A 24,628-nucleotide genomic window follows, 5' to 3' on the forward strand; every position below is an offset into this window, starting at 1 on the left:
ATGAAACTCTGGTCGCTGATCGGAAACAGCCAGAAGCTCGACGGCGGCGCTATGTACGGCAACGCGCCACGGGCGATGTGGGCCAGGTGGTCGCCGCCGGACGAGCACAACCGCATCGAGCTGGCTTGCCGCGCGCTGCTGGCCAGCCCGCTGGCCGGCAGGACGGTGCTGTTCGAGGCCGGCATCGGTGCGTTCTTCGAGCCGAAACTGCGCGAGCGCTACGGTGTGGTCGAGGACCGCCACGTGCTGCTGGAGTCGCTGGCCGCCGCCGGCTTCAAGCCGGAGGACATCGACGTGGTGGTGTTGTCGCACCTGCACTTCGACCATGCGGGCGGGTTGCTCACGCCGTATGTCGAGGGCGAAGCGCCGCGGCTGGTATTCCCCAATGCGAGTTATGTCATCGGCCGCGAACACTGGCAGCGCGCCGCCGCGCCGCACCCGCGCGATCGCGCCAGTTTCATTCCCGAACTGCCGGGGCTGATCGAGGCGACCGGCCGGCTGGAACTGGTTGATGGCGAGTACTCGCAGACACTCGGCGATGCGGTGCGGTTCCATTACAGCGACGGCCACACGCCGGGCCTGATGCTGTCGGAAATCGTCGGGCCGGAACGGATCGATGGCCAACCGCATGGCGGCGTGGTGTTCTGCGCCGACCTGATCCCAGGCCGCCCCTGGGTGCACGTGCCGATCACGATGGGTTACGACCGCAATGCCGAGTTGCTGATCGACGAGAAGAAGGCGTTCCTGGCCGACAAGCTGGCGCGCAACGTCCATCTGTTTTTCACCCACGATCCCGGATGCGCGCTGGCCGGCGTGAAGCAGGACGAACGCGGTCGCTACGGCACCGAGCACGAGGTCGCCGAACTGCAGGCGAGGACGCTGGCGGCATGACCTGGCGGACCGGTCTCGCGGCGCTGCTGCTGATCGGCCTCGTCGTGCCATCGCGCGCCCAGTCTCCAACGGTTGTACCCGAGGGCACGCCGCAGGCCGGAGGCGAGTTGCGCGACGCGGACTTCGGCGTCGGTACCGACCAGTTCGGGCTCGATCGCCAGGTCGAGATGTACCAGTGGCGCCGGGTCGGCGAGGACCGCTACGACCGGGTTTGGAAGGCCGCGTGGATCGATTCGTCGCAGTTCTCCGCAGGCCACGAAAACCCGCCGGAACTGCCGCTGGCCGGCCGCCACTGGTGGGCGCCGCAGCCGACCCTCGACGGCAAGCCGCTGGACCTGGCGGTGCTCAAGGCGCTGGGGCAATGGCAGGAATTCAGGCCGGGTTTCTCGCGGCTGCCGGCCAACCTTGCCGCGACGTTCCAACCCGAAGGCGATGGCCTGACCAGTTCGGAGAATCCGCTGGATCCGCAGGTCGGCGACCTGCGGGTGAGTTGGCGTGAACTGGTCCTGCCGCCGCTGGAGGGCAGGGTGGTGCTGGTCGATGGCGCGTGGGAACTCGCGCAACCGGCCGCGCCGCGCCCATCCGAGGCACGGCCACCGGTCCAGGCATCGGCCCTGGATGGTGCGGTGGAAAGGGACGGCCGGTATTGGCCGTGGATCGCAGGTGGCCTGCTTGGCCTTGGCCTGCTGGTGTTCGTGGGGCGGGCCGCGCTGTCGCGTCGGCAACCACGCCGGAGCCGCTGAGGCGTCCAACCGCCCCGGCGGCCCCGACCGGCTTCCTCAGCCTTCGCCCATGCCCTCGGCCGGCTCCGGCGCGCTGCCTTCGCGAACCTTGCGTTCGATCCGCTGGCCGACATCGGGGTCGATGTTCTTCCAGTACTCGAACGCACGCTCCAGCACCGGGCTGCGTACCCCGCCGAGCAGGCTGCCGGCGACCTGGTCGACCAGCGCGTCGCGCTCGGCGTCGCCCAGTACCTCGCGCACCAGCGTGCCCGGCTGGCCGAAGTCGTCGTCCTCGGCATGCAGGGTGTAGGCGCTGCGGACCATCTCGCCATCCGCCTCCCAGCCGTCATCGACCGCACCGGTCTGGTCCGCCCACGGCCGCCCGCCGCTGTTGGTTGCGTGCACCGGCGCGTTGCCGCTGTGGTGGTAGGCCATCTGGCCGTCGAACATGTAGGTGTTGACCGGGCACTTGGGCTGGTTGACCGGCAACTGGTGGAAGTTGGTGCCGATCCGGTTGCGCTGCGCGTCGGCGTAGGCGAACGCGCGACCCAGCAGCATCTTGTCTGGCGAAAGACCAATACCCGGCACCGTGTTGCCCGGCGAGAACGCCGCCTGCTCGATCTGGGCGAAGAAGTTCTCCGGGTTGCGGTTGAGTGTCATGGTGCCGACCGGGATCAGCGGGTAGTCCTTGTGCGGCCAGACCTTGGTCAGGTCGAACGGGTTGAAGCGGTAGTTGGCGGCATCGGCGTAGGGCATCACCTGCACCGAGAGCTTCCACTTCGGATGCTCGCCGCGGGCGATCGCGTTGAACAGGTCGCCGCGGTGGAAGTCGGCGTCGTGGCCGGCCATCTCGGCGGCCTCGGCGTTGCTGAAGTACTGCATGCCCTGTTCGGTGTGGAAGTGGTACTTGACCCAGAACTTCTCGCCGGCGGCATTCACCCACATGTAGGTGTGCGAGCCGTAGCCGTTCATGTGGCGCCAGGTGCGCGGCAGCCCGCGGATGCCCATGACGTAGGTGACCTGGTGCGCGGTCTCCGGGTTGTTGGTCCAGAAGTCCCACTGCATGTGGTTGTCGCGCAGGCCGGAGTCGGGCAGGCGCTTCTGGCTGCGGATGAAGTGGGGGAATTTCATCGGGTCGCGCACGAAGAACACCGGGGTGTTGTTTCCGACCAGGTCGTAGTTGCCCTCGTCGGTGTAGAACTTCAGCGAGAAGCCGCGCACGTCGCGCCAGGTGTCGGGGCTGCCCATCTCGCCGGCGACGGTGGAGAAGCGCGCCAGCATGTCGGTCTTCGCGCCGGGCTGGAACAGCGCGGCCTTGGTGTACTTCGACACGTCCTCGGTGGTCTCGAACACGCCGAACGCGCCGGCGCCCTTGGCGTGTGGCTGGCGCTCGGGCACCTTCTCGCGGTTGAAGTGCGCCATCTGCTCCAGGAAATGCACGTCGTGCAGCAGGATCGGTCCGTTGGGCCCGATGGTCAGCGAGTTGCGGTCACTGGCCGCGGGGGCGCCGGTGCCGGTGGTCGAACCGGTCGGATGCTTCGGATCATTCGTGCTCATGGGGAACTCCTTTTTGGCGGCGTGCTGTCGGGTGCAAACAAATTGCCTGTGTCTATCGATTTACTCCATTCGATTGATTTTATTGGATCGATAGGCGGCGTCTTGCACGCCACCATCGTACGCAGGGAGTGCAGCGCACAAAAAAGGCCGGGACATGCCCGGCCTTTCGTTGCAGCGTTTGTTCCGGCGTGGCGGTCAGGCCGCGGCGGCCTGGCTGGCGCGCGGGCCTTCCTTCAGCGCCCGGGCGACCATGCCGACCAGCAGGTCGACCTCGGCGCTGGTCATGGTGAAGGTCGGGGTGAAGCGCAGCGAGTTGGCGCCGCCGTGGATCACGCCGATGCCGTGTTCGCGCAACCACTCCTCGGTCGAATTGGCGCCGTAGCACTTGAAGTCGCCCGACAGCTCGCAGGAAAACAGCAGGCCGGTGCCCTGGACCTTGGTGATCATGCCGCCGAGCTCGGCCTTGAGCTTTTCCAGCTTCTCGACCGCCTCGGCGCCGCGGGCGCGGATGTTCTCGCGCAGCGCCGGGGTGACCTGCTCCAGCACCGCGCAGGCGGTGTCAAGCGCACGCGGGTTGGTGGTCATGGTGTTGCCGTACAGGCCCTTCTTGTAGATCGCGCCGGCGCGCTCGCCGACCGCGAGCACCGACAGCGGGTACTGGCCGGCGTTGAGCGCCTTGGAGTAGGTCTCCATGTCCGGCGCCTCGACGTCCTCGAAGCCGGGGTAGTCGATGATCGACAGCACGCCATTGGCGCGCAGGCCGGCCTGGATCGAGTCGACCAGCAGCAGCGAGCCGTGATCCTTGGTCAGCTTGCGGGCGGCGTTGTAGAAGTCGACCGGCACGCTGCGGCCCGGATCGCCTTCGCCCATCACCGGCTCCAGGAACATCGCCTCGATGAACCAGCCCTTGGCGTCGGCATCGGCGAACACCTGCTTGAGCGCGTCGATGTCGTAGGGCTCGATCGCGATCACGCTGTCCTCGCCGCGGTAGCTGGCGAGGAACTTGAGGTAGGTCGAACGGGTCGAGTCCGAGTACAGCGCCGGGCGGTCGGTGCGGCCGTGGAAGCCACCCTTGACCACCACCCGCTTGATCGCGCGGCCGGCGTGCCTGCCGCCTTCATCGGTCATCACCTTGGCGTTGGTATCGGCGATGCGGGCGGCGAGGGTGACCGACTCGGAGCCCGAGTTGAGGCACATGAAATCGCTGTACGGGCATTCGCGGCCGATGCCGATCGCCTCGCGCAGCGCGGTGTTGAAGCGCAACTGCGACAGGCTCGGGGTCATGATGTTGGCCATCGCCTGCGGCTTGGCCATCGCCTCGATCACCTTGGCCGGCGCGTGGCCGAATCCGAGCATGCCGTAGCCGCCGGAGTCGTGCAGCACCGCGCCCTTGAGGGTCACGATCCACGGCCCGCGCGCGGTCAGGGCGACGTACGGGTTGACCGCGTCGTCCTGGTAGAAGTTGATGAAGCCCGACTGCAGTGCCTCGATCTGGGCGGCTTCGTCGAGATCGAGCAGGTCGGCGAACTGCTGCTTGATCCGGCCATGCTCGGCGACCGCGGCCTCGACCGCCTCGACCAGTTCCGCATCGCCGGCGAACCCGGCCAGGGTGGCGTCATCGAGGCCGACGGTGCGGCGCGCGCCGGCGTGGGCGCGCAGCGGCGCGAGCTTGGCGACGATGGCGTTGTCGTTGGTGCTGGTCATGGATGTGGGTCCTCCAGATGGGTCGGGAAAATGTTTCGTCGACGCATCGGACGAAACCCGTTTTTCTTTTCTATTCAATGAGTTGCGTGATTCTATCACGCCGCTCCGGCGGCGATAACCCCCGCCACGGCTACACTGTGCGGTCGCCGCGCGGTAGCCGCGGGCCGGCGCAGTCCGCGGTTGGGGCGGCTCTGCCTGTTCATTTTTTGCAAGTCATTGATCCTGAAGAATCCGCTTGAAGAAATCCGATTTCCACTATGAGCTGCCGTCCGGCCTGATAGCACAGGCTCCGCTGGCCGAGCGTTCGTCGAGCCGCCTGCTGCTGGTGCCGCCGGCGCAGGACGGGGCCTTCGCCCGCGGCTTCGAGGACCGGGTGTTCCGCGATCTGCCCGGGCTGCTCCAGCCCGGCGACCTGCTGGTATTCAACGACACCCGGGTGATCCCGGCGCGCCTGTTCGGTCAGAAAGCCACCGGCGGCCGGGTCGAGATCCTGATCGAGCGACTGCTCGGCGGGATGGATGCGCGCGCGCAACTGGGCGTCAGCAAGTCGCCCAAGGCCGGCGCGCGGATCGCCCTGGATGCCGGCGGCGAAGCCGAAGTGCTCGGTCGCGACGGCGAGTTCTACCACCTGCGTTTCCACGTGCCCGAGGGCCTGGAGCAGTGGCTGCTGCACGCCGGGCGCTTGCCGTTGCCGCCGTACATCCAGCGCGAGCCGGGCCGCGACGACGCCGAGCGCTACCAGACCGTGTTCGCCCGCGAGACCGGCGCGGTCGCGGCGCCGACCGCCGGCCTGCATTTCGACCAGCCGCTGCTCGACGCGCTGCAGGCGCGCGGCGTCCAGTTCGGCCACGTCACCCTGCATGTCGGCGCCGGCACGTTCCAGCCCGTGCGGGTCGACGACCTGTCCGAGCACGTCATGCACAGCGAGTGGCTCAACGTCGGCGCCGAACTGGTCGAGAAGATCCGCCGCACCCGCGCCGCCGGCGGTCGGGTGATCGCCGTCGGCACCACCGTGGTGCGCGCGCTGGAGACGGCGCTGCGCCAGGGTGGGGACGGGGAGGGCCGGTTGCAGCCGTTCGCCGGCGAGAGCCGCCTGTTCATCCTGCCCGGCTACACGATCCGCTCGGTCGACGCGATGGTCACCAATTTCCACCTGCCCGAGAGCACCCTGCTGATGATGGTGTCCGCGTTCGCCGGCAAAGACCGGATCTTCGCCGCCTACGCGCACGCGATCCGCGAAAAATACCGGTTCTTCTCCTATGGCGACGCGATGCTGCTGTTCCCGGAGCCGCGCCCATGAGCCGCATGTCGTTCGAGCTGCTCGGCACCGACGGCGCCGCCCGCCGCGGCCGCATCGGCTTCCCGCGCGGGACCATCGAGACGCCGGCGTTCATGCCGGTGGGCACCTACGGCTCGGTCAAGGGTGCGTTCCCGGGTGACATAGAAGCGCTCGGCGCGCAGATCATCCTCGGCAATACCTTCCACCTGTACTTGCGGCCCGGGTTGGAGGTGATCGAGGCACACGGCGGCCTGCACGGCTTCATGGGTTGGGAGAAGCCAATACTCACCGACTCGGGCGGTTTCCAGGTGTTCTCGCTGGCGCACAAGCGAAAGATCACCGAGGCCGGCGTGACCTTCGCCGCGCCGACCGACGGCAGCAAGGTGTTCCTCGGCCCCGAGGAGAGCATGCATATCCAGAAGGTGCTCGGCTCGGACATCGTGATGATCTTCGACGAATGCCCGCCGATACACCTCGACGGCAAGCCGGTCAGCATGGACGTGGTGGACCGCTCGATGCAGCTCTCGCTGCGCTGGGCGGAGCGCTCCAAGCGCGCACATGAGGGCAACGACGCGGCGCTGTTCGGCATCGTCCAGGGCGGCGTGTTTCGCGACCTGCGCACGCAATCGGCGGAAGGACTCAAGCGGATCGGCTTCGACGGCTATGCGATCGGCGGCCTCGCGGTGGGCGAAACCGAGGCCGAGCGCAACGCGATGCTCGAGCACACCACGCCGCAACTGCCGGAGGATCGCCCGCGTTACCTGATGGGCGTCGGCCGACCGGAGGACCTGGTCGAAGCGGTCGCGCGCGGGGTCGACATGTTCGATTGCGTGATGCCGACCCGCAATGCCCGCAACGGCCACTTCTTCACCCGCGAGGGGGTGGTCCGCATCCGCAACTCGAAGTACGAGCACGACCTGCGGCCGATCGAGGAAGGCTGCGACTGCCACGCCTGCGCCAACGGCTTCAGTCGCAGCTACCTGCGCCACCTGGACCGCTGCAACGAGATGCTCGGGCCGATGCTGGGCACCCTGCACAACCTGCGGCACTACCAGCGGCTGATGGCGGGGATGCGCGAGGCGATCGGGCAGGGAACCTTTGCCGCCTTCCGCGAGTCTTTCCACGCGGCGCGCCGGTAGGGCCCGCCGCCCGGCCCGGGTCCAAGCCATGCCATAATCCCGGGCTTATTTTCCGTCTATCCGGATATCCAACATGAACCTGCTCGATTTCGTGATCGCCCCCGCCCACGCCCAGGCTGCCGGCCAGGCCGCTCCGGGTGGCCTGTTCGGCGGTGGCCTGACGGGCCTGCTGTTCCCGATCCTGCTGATCGGTGTGATGTACTTCCTGATGATCCGGCCGCAGATGAAGCGCCAGAAGGAGCACCGGGCAATGCTGGAGAAGCTGTCCAAGGGCGACGAGGTCCTGACCAACGGCGGCGTCGCCGGCGTGGTCACCGACCTGGGCGACAACTTCATCACCGTCGAGATCGCCGACAACGTGCGCATCCGCGTGCAGAAGGGCGCCATCGCCAATGTCCTGCCCAAGGGCACCTTGAAGTCGGCCTGAGCCGTCACCAACCCACTTTGATGCACGGCGGCCGGGGTGGTCGCCGCAGGGGCAATCGATGCTGACTTACGCGCGCTGGAAATACATCGTCCTGGTGCTGGCCATCCTGTTGAGCGCGCTGTACGCGGCGCCCAACCTGTTCCAGAAGGATCCATCGGTCCAGATCAGTGCCAACCGCGGCGCGCCGATCGACCAGGCCCTGGTCGACCGCGTCGCCGGTGCGCTCGAGCAGGCCGACGTGCCGGTCAAGGGGATCGAGCTCGGCGACGACAGCGTGCTGGTGCGCCTGACCAGCGCCGAGCAGCAGACCCGCGCGTCGGACTCGCTCGACGAGGTCCTCGGCAGCGATTACGTGTCCGCGCTCAACCTCGCCTCGACCGTGCCGGACTGGCTGTCCGCGTTCGGTGCCAAGGGCATGTCGCTCGGCCTCGACCTGCAGGGCGGCGTGCACTTCCTGATGCAGGTGGACCAGAAGGCCGCGCTCGACAAACACCTGACGGCGATCGTCGAGGACGCGCGCGTCGTGTTGCGTGACGCCCGCGTGCGCTACGAGTCGGTCACGCGCCGTCCCGACAACAGCATCGTGGTCACCCTGGCCGATGCCGCGGACGTCGAAAAGGCGCGCCAGCAGATCGCCACCAGCCAGCCGGCGTTGGTGATGGATGTCGAAGGCCGCGTCATCACGCTGCAGATCCCCGACGCGGAACTGCAACGCATGGCCACCAGCGCGCTGGAGCAGAACCTCGGCACCCTGCGCAACCGCATCAACGCGCTGGGCGTGGCCGAGCCGCTGATCCAGCGCCAGGGCAGCGACCGCATCGTGGTCGAGCTGGCCGGCGTGCAGGACACCGCCGAGGCCAAGCGTCTTATAGGTGCGACCGCCACGCTGGAGTATCGCGCGGTGGTCGAAGGCAATGCCTACGACGCGGTTGCCAGCGGCAACGTGCCGCCGCAGGCCAAGGTCTATTACCGCAAGGACCTCGGTCCGGACGGCAAGCCGATCCCGATCCTGCTCAACAAGCGCGTGATCGCCTCGGGCGACCAGCTGATCGGCGCCACCTCGGGTATCGATCCGCAGAGCGGCACGCCGTCGGTGTCGGTCACGCTGGACGCTTCCGGTGGCCAGCGCATGTTCGACTTCACCAGCCAGAACGTCGGCAAGCCGATGGCGGTCGTCTATATCGATCGCATCCCGGAAGTCCGGATGGTCAATGGCGAGGAGGTCCGCACCACCCGCGTCAGCGAGGAGGTGATCTCGGTGGCCAACATCAACGGCGTCTTCAGCAAGGAGTTCCAGACCACCGGCCTGGACAGCGGCAAGGAGGCGGCCGAGCTGGCGCTGCTGCTGCGTTCGGGTTCGCTGGCCGCGCCGATGGATTTCGTCGAGGAACGCGTGGTCGGCCCCAGCCTGGGCAAGGAGAACATCGAGCGCGGCCTGACCGCGGTCGCTTACTCGTTCTGCTTCGCGCTGCTGTTCTTCCTCGTCTACTACCGCATGTTCGGCCTGATCACCTGCGCCGCGCTGCTGCTCAACATCCTGATGCTGGTCGCGGTGATGTCGCTGTTCGGCGCCACCCTGACCCTGCCGGGCCTGGCGGGTATCGCGCTGACGGTGGGCCTGTCGGTCGACGCCAACGTGCTGATCAACGAACGCATACGCGAGGAACTGCGGCTTGGCCTGCCACCCAAGACCGCGATCGCCGTCGGCTACGAGAAGGCCACCGGTACGATCATGGACGCCAACCTGACCGCGATCCTCGCCGGCGTCGCGCTGTTCGCGTTCGGCACCGGGCCGGTCAAGGGCTTCGCGGTCGCGCTGATCGTCGGCATCGTCACCTCGATGTATACCGCGGTGTCCGCTTCACGAGCCATGGCCACGCTGATCTACGGCGGGCGCAAGAAGCTCAAGTCCATCGCGATCTGACGGGAAAACGACCATGAAACCTCTGACCATCTTCCCGGCCGAACCGCGGATCAACTTCCTGCGGATGAAGTGGGCCGCGTTCGTGATCAGCGCACTGCTGGTCGCGGTCTCGATCGGCGCCATCGCCACCAAGGGCTTCAACTTCGCGCTGGACTTCACCGGCGGCACGGTGACCGAGCTGCGCTTCGATAAGCCGGTCGACATCAACGACGCCCGCGCGCGCCTGGCGGATGCCGGGTTTGGCGATGCCCAGGTGATTTCGTTCGGATCGGGCAACGACCTCCTGGTGCGCATGCAACTGGACGGCGTGGAGGACGCGGAAAACAACGTCGCCGCCAATGCCCAGGCCGCCAGGCAGATCACCCGGGCGGTATCGACCGAGGACAATCCCGGTACCGTGGTGCGCAGTGACTTCGTCGGCCCGCAGGTCGGCAAGGAACTCGCGCTCAACGGCATCTGGGCGGTGATCTTCGTCGTCGTCGGCTTCCTGATCTACATCTCGTTCCGGTTCGAGAAGAAGTTCGCGATTGCCGCGGTGGTCGCGTCGCTGCAGGACGTGCTCATCGTGCTGGGCTGGTTCGCGCTGACCGGGCACGAGTTCGACCTGACCGTGCTGGCCGGCGTGCTGTCGGTGCTGGGTTTCTCGATCAACGACACCATCGTGGTGTTCGACCGCATCCGCGACAACTTCCGCTCGATGCGCGCCGATCCGGACACGATCATCAACGCATCGATCAACCAGACGCTGTCGCGCACGGTGATCACCTCGTTCGTGGCGTTCCTGACCGTGCTGGCGCTGTACCTCTACGGCGGCGGTTCGCTGCGCGGCATGGCCGAGTCGCAGATGATCGGCGTGGTGATCGGTACCCTGTCGTCGATCTTCGTCGCGGCCCCGCTGCTGACCCTGGGCTTCCTTAAGGTCACCAAGCAGGACCTGTTGCCGAAGGCGAAGGACGAGGCGGCGCTGGCCCGCCGGCCGTAAGGGCAGGGCACGCACCACGAAAAAGGCCGCGCATCCGCGCGGCCTTTTTCATTCCGGGACTCCGGGTAGGAGCGACGTAAGCCGCGACCTACGCATCACTTCCAGCGTCCGGCGGGTCGCGACTTGCGTCGCTCCCGCACCGGGGAACGACTTCAGTCGAACGCGGCGGCGTAGCCGGTGTTGACGATGCGCTGCTGCAGCAACTCGGCGACCTTGATGTTGCCGGCGAGCAGCGGCCGGCCGGCCACTCCGCGCGCGTCCATCGGACCGGTGCCGCGGCCCTTGAAGTCGGCGACCTTGCCGCCGGCCTCGCGCACCATCAATGCGCCGGCGGCGATATCCCACGGCTTCACCCCGGCCTCGAAATAGGCATCGGCGCGACCCGCGGCGACATACGCCAGGTCGAGCGCGGCCGAGCCGGTGCGGCGGATGTCCTCGATCTCGGTCAGCAGGGTGTCGACGCACTTCAGTTGCGCGCTCGCGCGCGAACGCTCGCGCGGCGGGAAGCCGGTCAGCACCATCGCGCCGGCCAGGTCCTTGCGGTCGGCGACGCGGATGCGCTTGTCGTTGAGGGTCGCGCCGCTGCCGCGGCTGGCGGTGAACAGCTCGTTGCGCAACGGGTCGAAGATCACCCCGTGGACCGGCTCGCCGGCCTCGACCAGGGCGATCGACACGCAGAAATGCGGGATCCCGCGCAGGTAGTTGCTGGTGCCATCGAGCGGGTCGATCACCCAGGTGAAGCGGCTGCCGCCCTTGCCCGGCTTCTCGCCGCCTTCCTCGCCGAGGATCGCGTAGTCCGGGGTGGAGCGGCGGAACTCCTTGATGATTTCCTTCTCGGCCAGCTCGTCGACTTCGCTGGCGAAGTCCATCCGGTCCTTCTCGACCACGTTCAGCGCGTCCAGCTTGTACATGTGGCGCAACAGCACGTTGCCGGCGGCGCGGGCGGCCTTGACCATGAGGGTGACGGCGGGTTTCTGCATGGCGAACGGCCTCGGCTGACTGCGCTGATGGGAGCGGTGGGGATGGACTGGCGGCGGAAAAGAGCGTCCGGCGATGGCATCGAGTGCCCGCGAGGCCCGAAATGGGGCTCACGGCCGGTCGCGGAGTTTACCATTGCGCCCCATGAGTACCGAGTCGACACCATCCGCCCCCCTGCAAGCCGCCGATCGTCTCCGCGTCGTCCTCGTCGGCACCCAGCACCCCGGCAACATCGGTTCCGCGGCGCGCGCGCTCAAGACCATGGGGCTGGCGCGGCTGGTGCTGGTGGCGCCGGAGAAGGTGCCGAACGCCGAGTCGTTCGCGCTCGCGGCCGGCGCCCACGACCTGCTGGACGGCGCGGCGTGCTTCCCGACCCTGGCCGAGGCGGTCGCCGATTGCCGGCTGGTACTGGGCTGCACCGCACGCAGCCGGCGGATCGCGCTGGACGAGCTGCTGCCGCACGACGCCGCCATCCGCGCGGTCGACGAGGCGGCCGCGGGCGCCGAGGTGGCGCTGGTGTTCGGCCGCGAGCGCACCGGGCTGGACAACGAGGAACTGCAGCTCTGCCACGCCGCCGTGCATATCCCGGCCAATCCGGACTACAGCTCGTTGAACCTGGCCGCGGCGGTGCAGGTGCTGGCCTACGAACTCCGCCTCGCCCTGCTGGCCGTCGACGGTCCGGTGCCGGTGCCCGAACAGCCCGCCTCCCAGGCCTCGCATGCGCAGTTGGAGGGCATGTTCGCGCAGCTTGGCGAGACCCTCGACGCGATCGACTTCCACAAGGGCCGCGCGCCGGAATCGGCCATGCGCAAGCTGCGGCGCCTGTTCCTGCGCGCCGACCTCGACGAACGCGAGGTCCGGCTGCTGCGGGGAATCCTTTCGGACGCCCAGCGCATGGCGATGCTGGCGGGTCGGCGCTGACGTACGCAGGCGTACCGACGCGCGTCTATCGGCCAGCCCGGGTTTTGGATTAGGCTTCCTGATCGGAGCGGGGGCGGGCCATGCAGGAGTTTCCGTGTTGATCGACAGTCTGCGCCGCGTCGCCGGCCTGCTGTTGCTGGTCGTGTCCTGCGGCATCCAGCCCGCGCTGGCGGCCGATGACGGCGTGCTGGTGCTCGGACGCATCAGCGACGACCCCAAGGCCCATTACGAACAACTCAAGCCGCTGCTCGACTACGTGGTGCCGAGGATGGCCGACGTGGGCATCCACGAAGGCCGGATCCTGATGGCGCGCGACTCCCAGCAGATGGCCAGCTACCTGCGTCGTGGCCGGGTCGACTGGGTCACCGAGACCGCCGGGACCGGCACGCTGCTGCGCCAGCGGGCGGGCGCCGAACCCCTGCTGCTGACCGAGCGCAACGGTACCAGCCATTACCACAGCGTGTTCTTCGCCCGTCGCGACAGCGGCATCCGCAATCTCGACGACCTGCGGGGGCGCTGCATCGCGTTCCAGCGTCCGTCTTCCACCAGCGCCTATTTCGTGCCCGCCGGTGAACTGCTGGAGCGCGACATCGAGCTGGAAATCCTGCTGTCGCCGACCGACGTGATCGACTCGGACGCGCTGGGCTACCTGTTCGCCCGCTCGGAGCTGAACATCTCCACCTGGGTGCACAAGGGCCTGGTCGATGCCGGGGTGATGAGCAACCTGGACTGGGACAACCCGCGGCGCATGCCCGCGGCGTTCCGCGACGATTTCGTGGTGATCGGCCGCACCCAGGACTACCCGCGCGCGGTCGAGATGGTCCGCCGCGGGCTCGATCCCCGGATCCGCGCCCGCCTGCACGAGGTGCTGATCGAAGCCGCCTCGGACCCGGTCGCCCGCGAAGCCATGCTGCAGTTCTTCGGGACGACCCGGTTCCTGCCGCTCGATTCCGCATCGGAGCACGCGCTTGACCGCATCGAAAGCGGTGTCGCCCGGGTCCGCATGGAGGTCGAATGAAACTGCGCCCGGGCTTGCAGACGCAGTTCCTGCTGGTGGTGGCCGCCGGCCTGCTGGTGGTGGTGGCGCTGATCGGCCTGCAATTGCATCGCCAGCACCGGATGCAGGTGGAAGTCGAGGACATCAGCCGCGAGGCGATGCAGGCGATGGCCAGCGACACCCTGCAGCGACGCGGCGAAGGCATGGTCGTGCAGCTGGCCGATTCACTGGCCAATCCGCTGTACTACTTCGATCTCGACGAGATCGGCGAACTGGCCCGCTCGACCCTGCGCCAGCCCGGGACCCGCTATGTGATCGTCTTCGATCCCAAGGGCGGCATCCTGCACGACGGCAACGAGGAGATCCCGAGCTACGGCCAGCGGATGGATGACGCACTGGCCTACGAGGCGATCAACGCCCAGAGCCTGCATACCCAGCGCGACGACGCGACGATGGACGTGTCGGCACCGATCAGGATCGGCCAGCAGCGTATCGGCGGGGTCCGGGTTGGTTATGACCTGGCGGCGATGCAGGGGTATCGCGAGCGCGCATTGGCCGACCTGCGGACGCGCCTGTCCGAACTGGGGCAGCGCAACCTGTTCTGGATCGGGCTGCTTGGCGGCGGCCTGCTGGTGCTGGGGGCGGCCGGGTTGTGGCTGGTGCAACGCTTGCTGGTGCAGCCGATCCGGCAACTGGCCGACTCGGCCCGCGCGATCGAAGCGGGCCGGTTCGATACGCCGTTGCCGGCCAGCGACCGTCGCGATGAACTGGGCGACCTGATGCGCGCGTTCACGCGAATGCGCGACAGCGTCGCCCGCCACGACCGCGACATCCGGCGCATGGCCTATACCGACGCGCTCACCGGCCTGGCCAACCGGCTGGCGTTCCGCGATGCGCTGGACCAGCGCCTGCTGCGGTTGCGTGGCGCCGGCCGCCAGCTCGCGCTGCTGTTTGCCGACGTCGACGACTTCAAGCGGATCAACGACACCCTCGGCCACGACGCCGGCGACGAGGTGCTGCTGCAGTTCGCCCACCGCATCCGCGCCGCGGTCGAGCGGCTGGGCGGCGAGGACGCGATGCTGGCGCGCTTCGGTGGCGACGAGTTCGTGATCCTGGTCGAGGCCGATGCCAGTGCCGGCGATGTCCGCGGCATCGCGACGCGGCTGGCCGAGGCGCTGGTGGAGGAGCTCGGCGCGCCGTTGATGGTGCACGACCGCCAGGTGTTCCTGGGGACATCGATCGGCATCACCCTGTTCCCCGAGGACGCCGCCAGCGCCACGTCGCTGATGAAGAACGGCGACATCGCGATGTACCAGGCCAAGGTCGCCGACAAGAACTGCTTCCGCTTCTACAGCCGCGCGATGGACCAGGCGGTCGAGCGCCGCGTGCACCTGGAGCAGGAATTGCGTGGCGCCTGGGACCGTGGCGAGCTCAGCCTCGCCTACCAGCCGTTCTACCGCCTCTCCGACGGCCTGCTGGTCGGCGCCGAGGCGCTGTTGCGCTGGAAGCATCCGGAGCAGGGCGTGATCGCGCCGTCGGTGTTCATCGACGTGGCCGAGCAGAGCGGCCTGATCGAGACGATCGGCCCGCAGGTGCTGCGCGCAGCCTGTGTCGATGCAATGCGCTGGCAACAATTGCGCGGCGACGCCGAGCCGCTGTTCGTGTCGGTCAACGTCTCGCCGCGGCAACTGCGCAACGGCGACCTGCCGCAGGTCGTGGCCGACTGCCTGCACGACAGCGGGCTGGCGCCGAAGCACCTGCACATCGAGTTGACGGAAACCGCGGTGATCGGCGACGAGGCCCACGCCAGCCGGTTGCTCAACCGCCTGCGGGCGAGCGGAGTGAAGGTCTGGCTGGACGACTTCGGTACCGGTTTCTCCGGCTTGAGCCACCTGCGCCGGGTGCCTGTCGACGGGGTCAAGATCGATCGCAGCTTCGTCGCCGACATCCTGCGCGACCCGGACGACCTGGCGCTGACCACCGCGATCATCGCGATGGCGCATTCGCTGGGGATCACGGTGGTGGCCGAGGGGGTCGAGAACGAGGGCCAGTACGACATCCTGCGTGAACGCAATTGCGACCTGGCGCAGGGCTACTGGCTCGGCCACCCGCTGCCGGTCGAGGAGTTCCTCGACCTGCTGCGGCCCGAATCGATGCCGGTGTAGGGCGCCGCGGCTAGATCAGCAGGTCGACCCAGCGCGCACCCATCGCCGCAAGCTGGCCGGACAGGACCCCGAACACCCCGACCGCGGCCGCACCGGCGATCCACGCCGCGCCCATCAGCACGCCGTCGCGTTCCAGCAGCGCCAGCGAGAACAGCAGCAGCAACACACCGAACAGGAAGTTGGTGAAGGGGATCGGCAGCGACAGCAGCAGCCCGAGCAGGATCAGCAGCAGGCCGGTCACCGCGCTGGCCAGGCGATGGTCGAGCATGCCGCTGGCGCGGGGCTTCACCACCCGCTCCAGCCGCGCGAGCCACGGCGACAGCCGGTCGCGGAAGCGGCTCACCGAATGCCGGTGCGGGCCGCGCCGGGCGACGAATGCCGGCAGCCACGGCGTGCGCCGGCCGACCAGCAACTGCGCGCCGATCAGGATCACCAGCGGCCCGCTGACCGCGCCGCCGACCCCCGGGATCGGGATGAAGGCGGGCAGGGTGGAGACGAACAGCAGCATGCCGAACGAGCGCTTGCCGAGCCCGGCGAACATCTCGCCAAGCCGGAGCGCTTCGTCGGGATCGCCCAGCGTGAAGGCATCGAGCAGGGCACGGGTGCCCGCCTCGTGGATGCCTTCGTGCCTACCCGCTGGTGTCATCGTTGTCCAGGTCCTGCGCCGATTCGCGATACAGCAGCAGCTTGTCGATCCGCGGGCCGTCCAGGTCGACGACCTCGACCCGCCAGCCCGGCCACGAGAAGTGCTCTCCCACGTTGGGGATGCGGCCGTAATGGGCGATCACCATGCCAGCGGCGGTGTGGAAATCGTGTTCGTCCTCGCCCGGCACCGTGCTGCCGACCAGTTCGCGCAGGTCCTCGACATGCAGCGAGCCGTCGACCAGCCACGAACCGTCGCCGCGCTCGACCACCGGCGAGGAGTGCTCGTCGAAGCTTTCCGACGCGGGGTTCATGCCGGCCTGGATCCGCCCGATCACCGCGCCCATCACGTCGTTGACCGTGACCAGGCCGGTGACGTCGCCGTATTCGTCCACCACCAGCGCCAGCGACTGCTGCTCTTCCCGGAAGATTTCCAGCAGCTTCAGCGCGTGGGTCGATTCGGAAACGAACAGCGCCTCGCGCATGTCGCCGAACAGGTCGATCGGCACGCCCGGCGCCAGCGCCCGCAGCAGCGACTTGGCCTCGACCACGCCGACCACGTCCTGGTCGCTGCCGCGCAGCACCGGGAAGCGCGAGAACGGCGACTGCCGCATGGCCGCCAGGTTCTCGTCCAGCGGGGCGTCGGCGTCGAGCCAGCTGATCCGCGTGCGCGGCGTCATCAGGCTGTCGGTCAGGCGGTCGCCGAGGCCGAGCACGCGGTTCATCATCTTGCGCTCGTCGGCATCGATCACGCCCTGCTCGTGGCTCTCGCTGACCAGCAGGCGGATCTCCTCTTCGCTGATGGCACTGCGGGCGTCGTCCCGGATGCCGAGCATCCGCAACACGGCGCGGTTGATCGCGCCCAGCGCGGCCACCACCGGCGTTGCCGCGGTGGAGAGCGCAGACAGCGGTATCGCCACCGCGCAGGCGATGCGCTCGGGGTTGGTCAGCGCCAGCCGCTTCGGGATCAGCTCGCCGAAGATGACCTGCGCGGCGGTGATCAGCCCGACCGCGGTGCCGATGCCGATGCCTTCGGCGTACTCCCGCGCGCCCGCCCAGAGCCCGTCGATCCAGCCGGCGATGACCAGGCCGATGGCCTCGCCGCCGAACAGGCCGGTCAGCACGCCGATCAGGGTGATGCCGACCTGCACCGTCGACAGCAGGTTGTCGGGATGCTCGGCCAGCGCCAGCGCCTTGCGCGCGGCGCGGCTGGGGTGGGCGGGGTCTTCCGCCAGTTGCTTGAGGCGCAGCTTGCGCGAGGTCATCAAGGCCATCTCCGACATCGCGAAGAAGGCGTTGAGGACGATCAGGGCCAGGACGATCAGGATTTCCAGCATCTGCCCGGTTCCGGTGGCTGGAGTCCATGTGGGCGCTGTTCCGGCGGGGAGCCGGCAGGCGGTGGTCTAGAGTCGTCGTCCATTCGGGGTTGGTTGGCGGAAAGGCGCCGACGGATGGTATCAGGTCGCCCGCATGGGCCCGGAGAGGGGCGGGACGAAGCGCAACTGTCCCGAAACCGTCATAATTCCGTCCGTTTCGCGTTCATCGCCAATCCTTCTGCCCGCGCTCCGCCGCCGCACGACGAGGTCACCGCCCATGTTTTCCCTGCAAACCATCTTCGGCCAAGGCAACCAGTTCTACACTTTGCTCGAGGATGCCGCGGACGCCGCGTACGACAGCACCAAGGCGCTGCACGTGATGCTCAAGGGCTCGGAGCGGCAGCCGGCGCTGGATGCCTTCAAGCTCGCCCGCCAGCGCGAGCGCGATGCCTCCGACCAGATCAGCCAGGCGCTGGTCGACAGTTTCATCACCCCGATTGAGCGCGAGGACATCGAGGCGCTGGGTTCGGCGCTGTACAAGATCCCCAAGCAGGTCGAGAAGTTCGCCGACCGCTACTCGCTGGCGCTGCAGCACCTGGAGCACATCGACTTCGCCCCGCGCGCGTCGATGCTGGAGGAGGCGGCGGCGGTCGTGGTCGACATGGTCCGGCTGCTGCCGAAGATGAACCTGGAGCAGATGAAGGCCCTCAGCGACAAGCTGCGCGCGCTGGAGAACGAGGCCGACCGGCTGATGCTGGAGCTGTACCGCGACATCTATTCCGGCAAGCTCGACCCGCTGCAGATGTTCCTGCTGAAGGAGTTCTTCGAGATCCTCGAAAAGGCCATCGACCGCTGCCGCGAGGCCGGCGTGGTGGCCTATGAAATCGTCCTGAAGAATTCCTGAGGCCCACGGGATGCTGACCCTGGTCATGACCGTGGTGCTGGTGGCGCTGATCTTCGAGTACGTCAACGGCTTCCACGACACCGCCAACTCGATCGCCACCGTGGTCGCCACCAAGGTGCTGTCACCCGGCCAGGCGGTGATGATGGCCGCCAGCACCAACCTGATCGGAGCGCTCTGGGGTACCGCGGTGGCCAAGACGATCGCCTCCGGGCTGATCAACGCCGGTGTGGTCGACGTCGGCGCCCAGCTGATCCTGTGCGCGCTGCTCGGCGCCATCATCTGGAACCTGATCACCTGGTGGCTCGGCCTGCCGTCGTCGTCCTCGCATGCGCTGATCGGCGGACTGGTCGGCGCGGCACTCGCCGCGGCGGCGAACAACTTCGACGCGATCATCTTCAACCAGCCGATGGACCCCTGGTACAAGAGCGCCGGGGTGCTGTGGAAAGTGATCGTGCCGATGGTCAGCTCGCCGATCATGGGCTTCACCGCCGGCTTCCTGCTGATGGGCGTGCTGTTCGCGATCATCTCGGCGATGGCCCGTAGCGGCGGCTGGCTGGGCCGCCTCGCACGGCCGCGCTGGGTCAATGCCTTCTTCGGCAAGGCGCAGCTCGCCAGCGCCGGCTACATGGGCTTCGCCCACGGCATGAACGATGCGCAGAAGACCATGGGCATCATCGCCCTGCTGCTGGTCAGCGCCCAGGCCAACGGCGTGCTGGACGACCTGCCGGGCTGGCTGGCGTTCCTGCACCCGTCGCCGGGTGCGCTGGCCGATGGCGACATCGACATGTGGATCAAGATCACCTGCGCGCTGGTGATGGCCGCCGGCACCGCCGCGGGCGGCTGGCGGATCATCAAGACGCTGGGTCACAAGCTGGTCAAGCTGCACCCGATCCACGGCTTCGCGGCCGAGGCCAGTGCGGCGTCGGTGATCACCCTGGCCAGTTCGCTGGGCATCCCGGTGTCGACCACCCACAACATCTCGTCGGCGATCATGGGCGTCGGCACGGCCAAGCGCTTCAACGCGATCAAGTGGACCGTGGTCGAGAAGATGATCTGGGCCTGGATCCTGACGATCCCGATGGCCGGCGGCATGGCCTACGGCCTGTTCCTGCTGTTCGCGAAGCTGGGCTGGGCCTGACCGGGCCGTAGCCGCAGTCCGCAGTCGCTACGGCGGAGTGTCGCTACAGCAGGTCGCCATCGGCCGACATCGCCCGCTCCATGCGATCGCCGAGTCCGCCGATCTCCAGCACCAGTCGCTGCACCTCGGCGGCGTCGAGTCCCTCGAACGGGCGGTTCTCGCACAACTGCAGATAGGGCACGCCATCGAGATCGCCGATCGCGAGGTAGCCGACCCGGCTCTGCCAGTTGAACACCAGCGCGCGCCGCGCATCCAGCCCGGTGATCGGTGCCACTGCGGTGCTGGCGCGCAGGTAGGGGCGGCCGTCATCGTCCTCCAGCTCGGACAGGAAGATCGACTGGTGGCGGGTGCCGCGCTCGAGCGAAAGCTCGACGCAGACCACGCCCTCGACCTGCGCGGTGAGACGGAAGCCGGCGCTGACCAGCTGCTGGCGGATCTGTTCGAAGTCGTGCATGGGCGCCTCCGGTGCGGTGGCCCTATGCTACCGCGATGAAGACCGACCCCAGCGACCGCATCCTGGCCGCGATCCGCGCGATCCCGCGCGGGCAGGTGGCCGGCTATGGCGAGGTCGCGCGACGGGCCGGGCTCCCGGGCCGGGCGCGCATGGTGGCGCGCCTGCTGAGCCACAACGACGACCCGCGGCTGCCATGGCACCGGGTGCTTCGTTCCGACGGGCGCATCGCCTTTCCACCCGACTCGCCGCAGTTTGCCGAGCAGAGCCAGCGGCTGCGGGCCGAGGGCGTGCGGGTCGAAGCCGGCCGGGTCCGCGGGGTGCGCGCCGCGCCGACCCTGGACGAACAGGTCTGGGGACTGCCCGACTGAACAGGGTTTCACCTCCGGCCCGGTACCATGTGCCGACTTCATGGAGGTGTGATGTTTTCCAACCTGCCCCGCGTTATCAAGGCGCTGCTGATCGCCAACGGACTGGTGTTCCTGCTGCAGCAGGTGCTGGGTGACTTCGCGATGGCGCCACTCATGCTGTGGCCGCTCGGCAGCGGTAGCGATGCCTCGGCGGTCAGCCAGTTCCTGCCGTGGCAATTGCTGACCTACGGCTTCATGCACGGCAGCTTCGCCCACCTGCTGTTCAACATGCTGGCGTTGCTGATGTTCGGCGCACCATTGGCGCATACCTGGGGTGAGCGAAGGTTCCTGACGTTCTTCCTGGTCTGCGTGCTCGGCGCAGCGGTGTGCCAGCTCGCGGTAGGCGCATGGACGATGTCGGAAGGCGGGGCCGCGTATCCCACCGTGGGCGCCTCCGGCGGCGTGTTCGGCCTGCTGCTGGCCTACGGCATGCTGTTCCCGCACCAGCGGGTGATGCTGCTGATCCCGCCGATCCCGATGAAGGCGCGCACACTGGTGATCGTCTATGGCCTGGCGGAACTCATGCTGGGGTTCACCGGCTGGCAGCCCGGGGTGGCGCACTTCGCGCACCTGGGCGGGATGCTGTTCGGCTGGCTGCTGATCCGCTACTGGCGCGGGCAGCCGCCGTTCGGCAGGCGTCGCCCGCCACGGCCACGGATCGTGCGCTGAGCGGCGCTGGCGGTCGCGAGGCGGTCCCGCACAAAGAAAGAGGCCCGGGTTCAACCCGGGCCTCCGTCTTTTGGCCGACGAGGATGGCCAATCCGTTGCGGTGATCTGGGGTTACCAGATCGAGTTACCGGATCGGGTTACCAGATCACCACTTGCTGGTCTTCGCCGCGGACCATCGGCTGGCCGGCTTCGCATTCGAACGCCGCCGCGAACTCCGGCATGTTCGACGGCGCACCGATCGCGCGGAAGTTGGCCGGCGCGTGCGGGTCGGTGGTCAGGCGCACCTTCAGTTCGTCATCGGTGAAGTTGCGGCGCCACACGGTCGCCCAGTTGGCGAAGAAGCGCTGGTCGCGGGTCAAGCCCTCGGTCATCGGGTCCTCGACGCCGTCGGTCGCCTTCTTCATCGCGTCGTAGGCGATCGCCAGGCCGCCCAGGTCGGCGATGTTCTCGCCCAGGGTCAGCTTGCCGTTGACGTTCTTGCCGGGCATTGCCTCGTAGGCGTCGAACTGCGCGACCAGCTTGTCGGTCAGGCCCGAGAAGCCCTTGGAATCCGCTTCGGTCCACCAGTTCTCGAAGTTGCCCTTGGCGTTGAAGCGGCTGCCCTGGTCGTCGTAGCCGTGGATCATCTCGTGGCCGATCACCGCGCCGATGCCGCCGTAGTTCACCGCGTCGCCGGCTTCGGGATCGAAGAACGGCGGCTGCAGGATCGCGGCCGGGAACACGATCTCGTTGGCCAGCGGGTTGTAGTAGGCGTTGACGGTCTGCGGGCTCATGCCCCATTCGGTCTTGTCGACCGGCTGGCCGATCTTGCCGAGGTTCCACTTGTAGTTGAACTCGTTGGCGGCCATGACGTTGCCGAAGAAGCTGTCGCGGCTGGTCTCCAGACCGCTCCAGTCACGCCACTTGTCGGGGTAGCCGACCTTCGGGGTGAACGCGGCCCACTTTTCCATGGCCTGCTTCTTGGTCTCGTCGCTCATCCACTCCAGTTCTTCCAGGTGGACCTTGAGTGCTGCGCTGAGGTTCTTGACCAGCTCCTGCATGCGCGCCTTGGCTTCGGGCGAGAACGCGACCTCGACGTACATCTGGCCGAGCGCCTCGCCGACTTCGCCCTCGATGGTGTCAAGCACGCGCTTGGCGCGTTCCTTGATTTCCTTCTGGCCGCGCATGGCCTGGTTGTAGAAGTTGAAGTTCTCCTGCACCAGCGCGTCCGACAGGTACGGCGAGGCGCCGTCGACGGTGTGGAAGCGCAGGTAGGCCTGCCAGTCCTCGACCGGCACGTCGGCCAGCATCTGGCTGACTTCCTCGTGGAACGCCGGGATCGCCAGCGAGAACATCTCCGGCGCGGCCACGCCCTGCGACTCGAAGAACGTCGTCCACGAGAAGTTCGGGGTCAGCTTGTCGGCCTCGGCCAGCGACACCGGGTTGTAGTACAGCGAGACGTCGCGCGACAGTTCCTCGCTCGACTTGGAGGCCTCGGCCAGGCGGGTCTCGAACGCGACCACGGCCTCGGCCTGCGCGGCCGCGGCGGCGGCTCCCACGCCAGACAGCTCGAGCACCTTGGCGATGTGTGCCTGGTAGGCGTCGAGCTTGTCCTTCTTGTTGGCCTCGAAGTAGTAGGACTTGTCCGGCAGGCCCAGGCCGCCCTGGCCGGCGTAGGCGATGTTCATGTCCGAGTTCTTGAAGTCGGCTTCGGCGCCGAACGAGAACAGGAAGTTCTCGCCCCTGGCCGCGCTGCTGCGCAGGTACTCGGTGACGGCCTCCTGGCTGTCGAGCGCGGCGATCGCGTCGAGCCGGCCCTGGATCGGCTTGATGCCTTGGGCGTTGATGGTCTCCGCGTCCATGCCGGTGGCCCAGAAGTCGCCGACGATGTCCTGTACGCCGGTCGCGCCGTCATTGGCGGCGGCCTGTTCGGCGAGCTGGCGCTGGACGGCGGTGGAGCGCTCGTCGAGCATCTCGAACGCGCCCCAGCTGGTGCGGTCGCCCGGGATGTCGTTGGCGGCGAGCCAGGTGCCGTTGACGTAGCCGCCGAAGTCGACGCAGGCGTTCTTGCTCTTGTCGAGCTGGTCGACGCTGAAGCGGTTGACCGGCGGCAGGGTGCTCTCGTCGAGGGTCAACGCGCTGGTGTCGGCGGCGGGTTTGGCATCGGCGCCGTCGGCCGGGGCGGCATCCTGCTTCGAGCAGGCGGCCACCGCGGTGGCGATGGCGAGGGACAGCAGCAGGACTTGCGGTCTATTCAAGGTCACGGGGGACTCCGGACGTGCAATGGGAAAGATTTTTGGCCCGGAATCGTGACCCGGGGTCGCCCGATTCTGGACCCCAATCGTCCCAGCGGCGGGTGTCGAAGGTCATGCGGACGGGTCCGCCACGAGGGGAAGGCAAGCCGGCGGAGGTGGTGCCGTGCCATCCGTCACGGGTGACGTTTTGCCCATGTTGGCGGTATTCGCGCTGCCTACGATGGCCCGGACCCGCATCCGCGGACCACAGGCAGGGACGTACATGCTCCGAATCCGCGAACTCGGCAAGACCTACGCCAACGGCGTCCATGCGCTCAACGACGTCAGCCTCGACATCCCGCGCGGGATGTTCGGCCTGCTCGGTCCCAATGGCGCCGGCAAGTCATCGCTGATGCGGACCCTGGCGACGCTGCAGGAAGCCGACCACGGCAGCGTGACCCTCGAAGGCGCGGATGGAAGCCCGATCGACGTGCTGCGCGACAAGGACGCGGTGCGCCGCCAGCTCGGCTACCTGCCGCAGGACTTCGGCGTCTATCCCAAGGTCAGCGCCGAGGACCTGCTGGAGCACTTCGCCGTGCTGAAGGGCCTGACCGTACGCAGGCAGCGCCGCGAGGTGGTCGACGGGCTGCTGCAGCAGGTCAATCTGTGGGATGCCCGCAAGCGCAAGCTCGGCACGTTCTCGGGTGGCATGCGCCAGCGTTTCGGCATCGCCCAGGCGTTGCTGGGCAATCCGCGGCTGGTGATCGTCGACGAGCCCACCGCCGGCCTGGATCCGGAGGAGCGCAACCGCTTCCTCAACCTGCTGGCGGAGATCGGCGAGAACGTCGCGGTGATCCTGTCGACCCACATCGTCGAGGACGTGACCGACCTGTGCCCGACGATGGCGATCATGAACAAGGGCCAGGTGCTGCTGACCGGTCGGCCGAACGACGCGATCGCGGCGCTGGCCAACCAGGTCTGGCGCAAGCAGGTGGCCAAGGCCGCGCTGGGCGATTACGAGAGCCGGCACACCGTGCTGTCGACCCGGCTGGTCGCGGGCAACCCGGTGATCCACGTGTTCGCGCCGGAGCGGCCGGAGGAGGGCTTCGAGCAGGTCGCCCCGGACCTGGAGGACGTCTATTTCCAGCGCCTGCGCCAGCAGGCCCGCCATGTCGCCCAAGCCGACGCGGCCTGAGCGG

22 protein-coding genes are annotated in these 24,628 nt (G+C 68.0%); 15 read left to right on the plus strand and 7 right to left on the minus strand.

Translation table 11 applies throughout. From position 1 onward, the window contains the following. Positions 1 to 891, plus strand: a complete 891-nt coding sequence (locus ACT9AS_RS09670) for an MBL fold metallo-hydrolase (RefSeq protein ID WP_445099929.1) — start codon at positions 1 to 3, stop codon at positions 889 to 891. Continuing rightward, positions 888 to 1,634: a TMEM43 family protein gene (locus ACT9AS_RS09675; protein WP_445099930.1), complete on the plus strand. Its 747-nt coding sequence runs from the start codon at positions 888 to 890 to the stop codon at positions 1,632 to 1,634. The genes ACT9AS_RS09670 and ACT9AS_RS09675 overlap by 4 nt, the downstream gene beginning before the upstream one ends. 36 nt (positions 1,635 to 1,670) lie before the next feature. Here ACT9AS_RS09675 and ACT9AS_RS09680 read toward each other — a convergent pair whose 3' ends face one another. Further along, positions 1,671 to 3,170, minus strand: a complete 1,500-nt coding sequence (locus ACT9AS_RS09680) for a catalase (RefSeq protein WP_445099931.1) — start codon at positions 3,168 to 3,170, stop codon at positions 1,671 to 1,673. 195 nt (positions 3,171 to 3,365) lie between these two features. Further along, positions 3,366 to 4,874 (minus strand): aminotransferase class III-fold pyridoxal phosphate-dependent enzyme, encoded by a 1,509-nt coding sequence (locus ACT9AS_RS09685; protein ID WP_445099932.1) that lies wholly within the window; start codon positions 4,872 to 4,874, stop codon positions 3,366 to 3,368. 235 nt (positions 4,875 to 5,109) lie between these two features. Between ACT9AS_RS09685 and queA the strand changes: the two genes are divergently transcribed. From queA to secF, 5 genes are all read left to right on the plus strand, one after another. Then, positions 5,110 to 6,174 carry a tRNA preQ1(34) S-adenosylmethionine ribosyltransferase-isomerase QueA gene (gene queA / locus ACT9AS_RS09690; RefSeq protein ID WP_445099933.1) on the plus strand — a complete coding sequence of 355 codons (1,065 nt, stop codon included), beginning with the start codon at positions 5,110 to 5,112 and terminating at the stop codon, positions 6,172 to 6,174. After that, positions 6,171 to 7,292 (plus strand): tRNA guanosine(34) transglycosylase Tgt, encoded by a 1,122-nt coding sequence (tgt, locus tag ACT9AS_RS09695; protein ID WP_445099934.1) that lies wholly within the window; start codon positions 6,171 to 6,173, stop codon positions 7,290 to 7,292. Before queA ends, tgt begins: the two co-directional genes overlap by 4 nt. Positions 7,293 to 7,365: 73 nt before the next feature. Then, a complete protein-coding gene (gene yajC, locus ACT9AS_RS09700; protein ID WP_445099935.1) occupies positions 7,366 to 7,719 on the plus strand; it encodes a preprotein translocase subunit YajC in 354 nt (117 codons plus the stop codon). A gap of 58 nt (positions 7,720 to 7,777) precedes the next feature. Next, entirely contained in the window at positions 7,778 to 9,643 is a 1,866-nt protein-coding gene (gene secD, locus ACT9AS_RS09705) for a protein translocase subunit SecD (RefSeq protein ID WP_445099936.1), read from the plus strand. A gap of 13 nt (positions 9,644 to 9,656) precedes the next feature. Next, positions 9,657 to 10,625 carry a protein translocase subunit SecF gene (gene secF, locus ACT9AS_RS09710; RefSeq protein ID WP_445099937.1) on the plus strand — a complete coding sequence of 323 codons (969 nt, stop codon included), beginning with the start codon at positions 9,657 to 9,659 and terminating at the stop codon, positions 10,623 to 10,625. A 152-nt stretch (positions 10,626 to 10,777) separates the two neighbouring features. Here the strand turns inward: secF and ACT9AS_RS09715 are convergent, their stop codons facing one another. Continuing rightward, complete coding sequence (locus ACT9AS_RS09715) at positions 10,778 to 11,605, minus strand: inositol monophosphatase family protein (protein WP_445099938.1); 828 nt, start codon at positions 11,603 to 11,605, stop codon at positions 10,778 to 10,780. A gap of 172 nt (positions 11,606 to 11,777) precedes the next feature. On the opposite strand from ACT9AS_RS09715, the gene ACT9AS_RS09720 reads away from it, so the two are divergent. The 3 genes from ACT9AS_RS09720 to ACT9AS_RS09730 all read left to right on the plus strand — a co-directional run bounded on the left by ACT9AS_RS09720 (position 11,778) and on the right by ACT9AS_RS09730 (position 15,686). Further along, positions 11,778 to 12,524, plus strand: a complete 747-nt coding sequence (locus tag ACT9AS_RS09720; protein ID WP_445100348.1) for a TrmJ/YjtD family RNA methyltransferase — start codon at positions 11,778 to 11,780, stop codon at positions 12,522 to 12,524. Between the two features lie 97 nt (positions 12,525 to 12,621). Beyond that, a complete protein-coding gene (locus tag ACT9AS_RS09725; protein WP_445100349.1) occupies positions 12,622 to 13,542 on the plus strand; it encodes a PhnD/SsuA/transferrin family substrate-binding protein in 921 nt (306 codons plus the stop codon). Further along, the gene (locus ACT9AS_RS09730; protein ID WP_445099939.1) at positions 13,539 to 15,686 is read left to right on the plus strand and encodes an EAL domain-containing protein; all 2,148 of its coding nucleotides are present in this window, start codon (positions 13,539 to 13,541) and stop codon (positions 15,684 to 15,686) included. Before ACT9AS_RS09725 ends, ACT9AS_RS09730 begins: the two co-directional genes overlap by 4 nt. Before the next feature lie 10 nt (positions 15,687 to 15,696). On the opposite strand, the gene ACT9AS_RS09735 is transcribed toward ACT9AS_RS09730, so the two are convergent. Next, a complete protein-coding gene (locus ACT9AS_RS09735) occupies positions 15,697 to 16,332 on the minus strand; it encodes an exopolysaccharide biosynthesis protein (protein ID WP_445099940.1) in 636 nt (211 codons plus the stop codon). Beyond that, complete coding sequence (locus ACT9AS_RS09740; RefSeq protein WP_445099941.1) at positions 16,316 to 17,665, minus strand: CNNM domain-containing protein; 1,350 nt, start codon at positions 17,663 to 17,665, stop codon at positions 16,316 to 16,318. Before ACT9AS_RS09740 ends, ACT9AS_RS09735 begins: the two co-directional genes overlap by 17 nt. A 256-nt stretch (positions 17,666 to 17,921) precedes the next feature. Here ACT9AS_RS09740 and ACT9AS_RS09745 point away from each other — a divergent pair, with 256 nt between their 5' ends. Further along, positions 17,922 to 18,548, plus strand: coding sequence for a DUF47 family protein (locus ACT9AS_RS09745; RefSeq protein WP_445099942.1), 627 nt, complete (start codon positions 17,922 to 17,924; stop codon positions 18,546 to 18,548). A 10-nt stretch (positions 18,549 to 18,558) separates the two neighbouring features. After that, positions 18,559 to 19,686 carry an inorganic phosphate transporter gene (locus ACT9AS_RS09750; RefSeq protein ID WP_445099943.1) on the plus strand — a complete coding sequence of 376 codons (1,128 nt, stop codon included), beginning with the start codon at positions 18,559 to 18,561 and terminating at the stop codon, positions 19,684 to 19,686. A 43-nt stretch (positions 19,687 to 19,729) separates the two neighbouring features. On the opposite strand, the gene ACT9AS_RS09755 is transcribed toward ACT9AS_RS09750, so the two are convergent. After that, entirely contained in the window at positions 19,730 to 20,140 is a 411-nt protein-coding gene (locus ACT9AS_RS09755; RefSeq protein ID WP_445099944.1) for a hypothetical protein, read from the minus strand. Between the two features lie 35 nt (positions 20,141 to 20,175). Here ACT9AS_RS09755 and ACT9AS_RS09760 point away from each other — a divergent pair, with 35 nt between their 5' ends. Together ACT9AS_RS09760 and ACT9AS_RS09765 are read left to right on the plus strand one after the other, a co-directional pair. Further along, positions 20,176 to 20,508 (plus strand): MGMT family protein, encoded by a 333-nt coding sequence (locus tag ACT9AS_RS09760; protein ID WP_445099945.1) that lies wholly within the window; start codon positions 20,176 to 20,178, stop codon positions 20,506 to 20,508. Positions 20,509 to 20,559: 51 nt separating this feature from the next. After that, positions 20,560 to 21,216 (plus strand): rhomboid family intramembrane serine protease, encoded by a 657-nt coding sequence (locus ACT9AS_RS09765; RefSeq protein WP_445099946.1) that lies wholly within the window; start codon positions 20,560 to 20,562, stop codon positions 21,214 to 21,216. Positions 21,217 to 21,353: 137 nt separating this feature from the next. On the opposite strand, the gene ACT9AS_RS09770 is transcribed toward ACT9AS_RS09765, so the two are convergent. Then, complete coding sequence (locus ACT9AS_RS09770) at positions 21,354 to 23,459, minus strand: M13-type metalloendopeptidase (protein ID WP_445099947.1); 2,106 nt, start codon at positions 23,457 to 23,459, stop codon at positions 21,354 to 21,356. 253 nt (positions 23,460 to 23,712) lie between these two features. On the opposite strand from ACT9AS_RS09770, the gene ACT9AS_RS09775 reads away from it, so the two are divergent. After that, complete coding sequence (locus ACT9AS_RS09775; protein ID WP_445099948.1) at positions 23,713 to 24,624, plus strand: ATP-binding cassette domain-containing protein; 912 nt, start codon at positions 23,713 to 23,715, stop codon at positions 24,622 to 24,624. Positions 24,625 to 24,628: the final 4 nt, after the last annotated feature.

This window comes from Lysobacter sp. F60174L2, assembly GCF_052547135.1.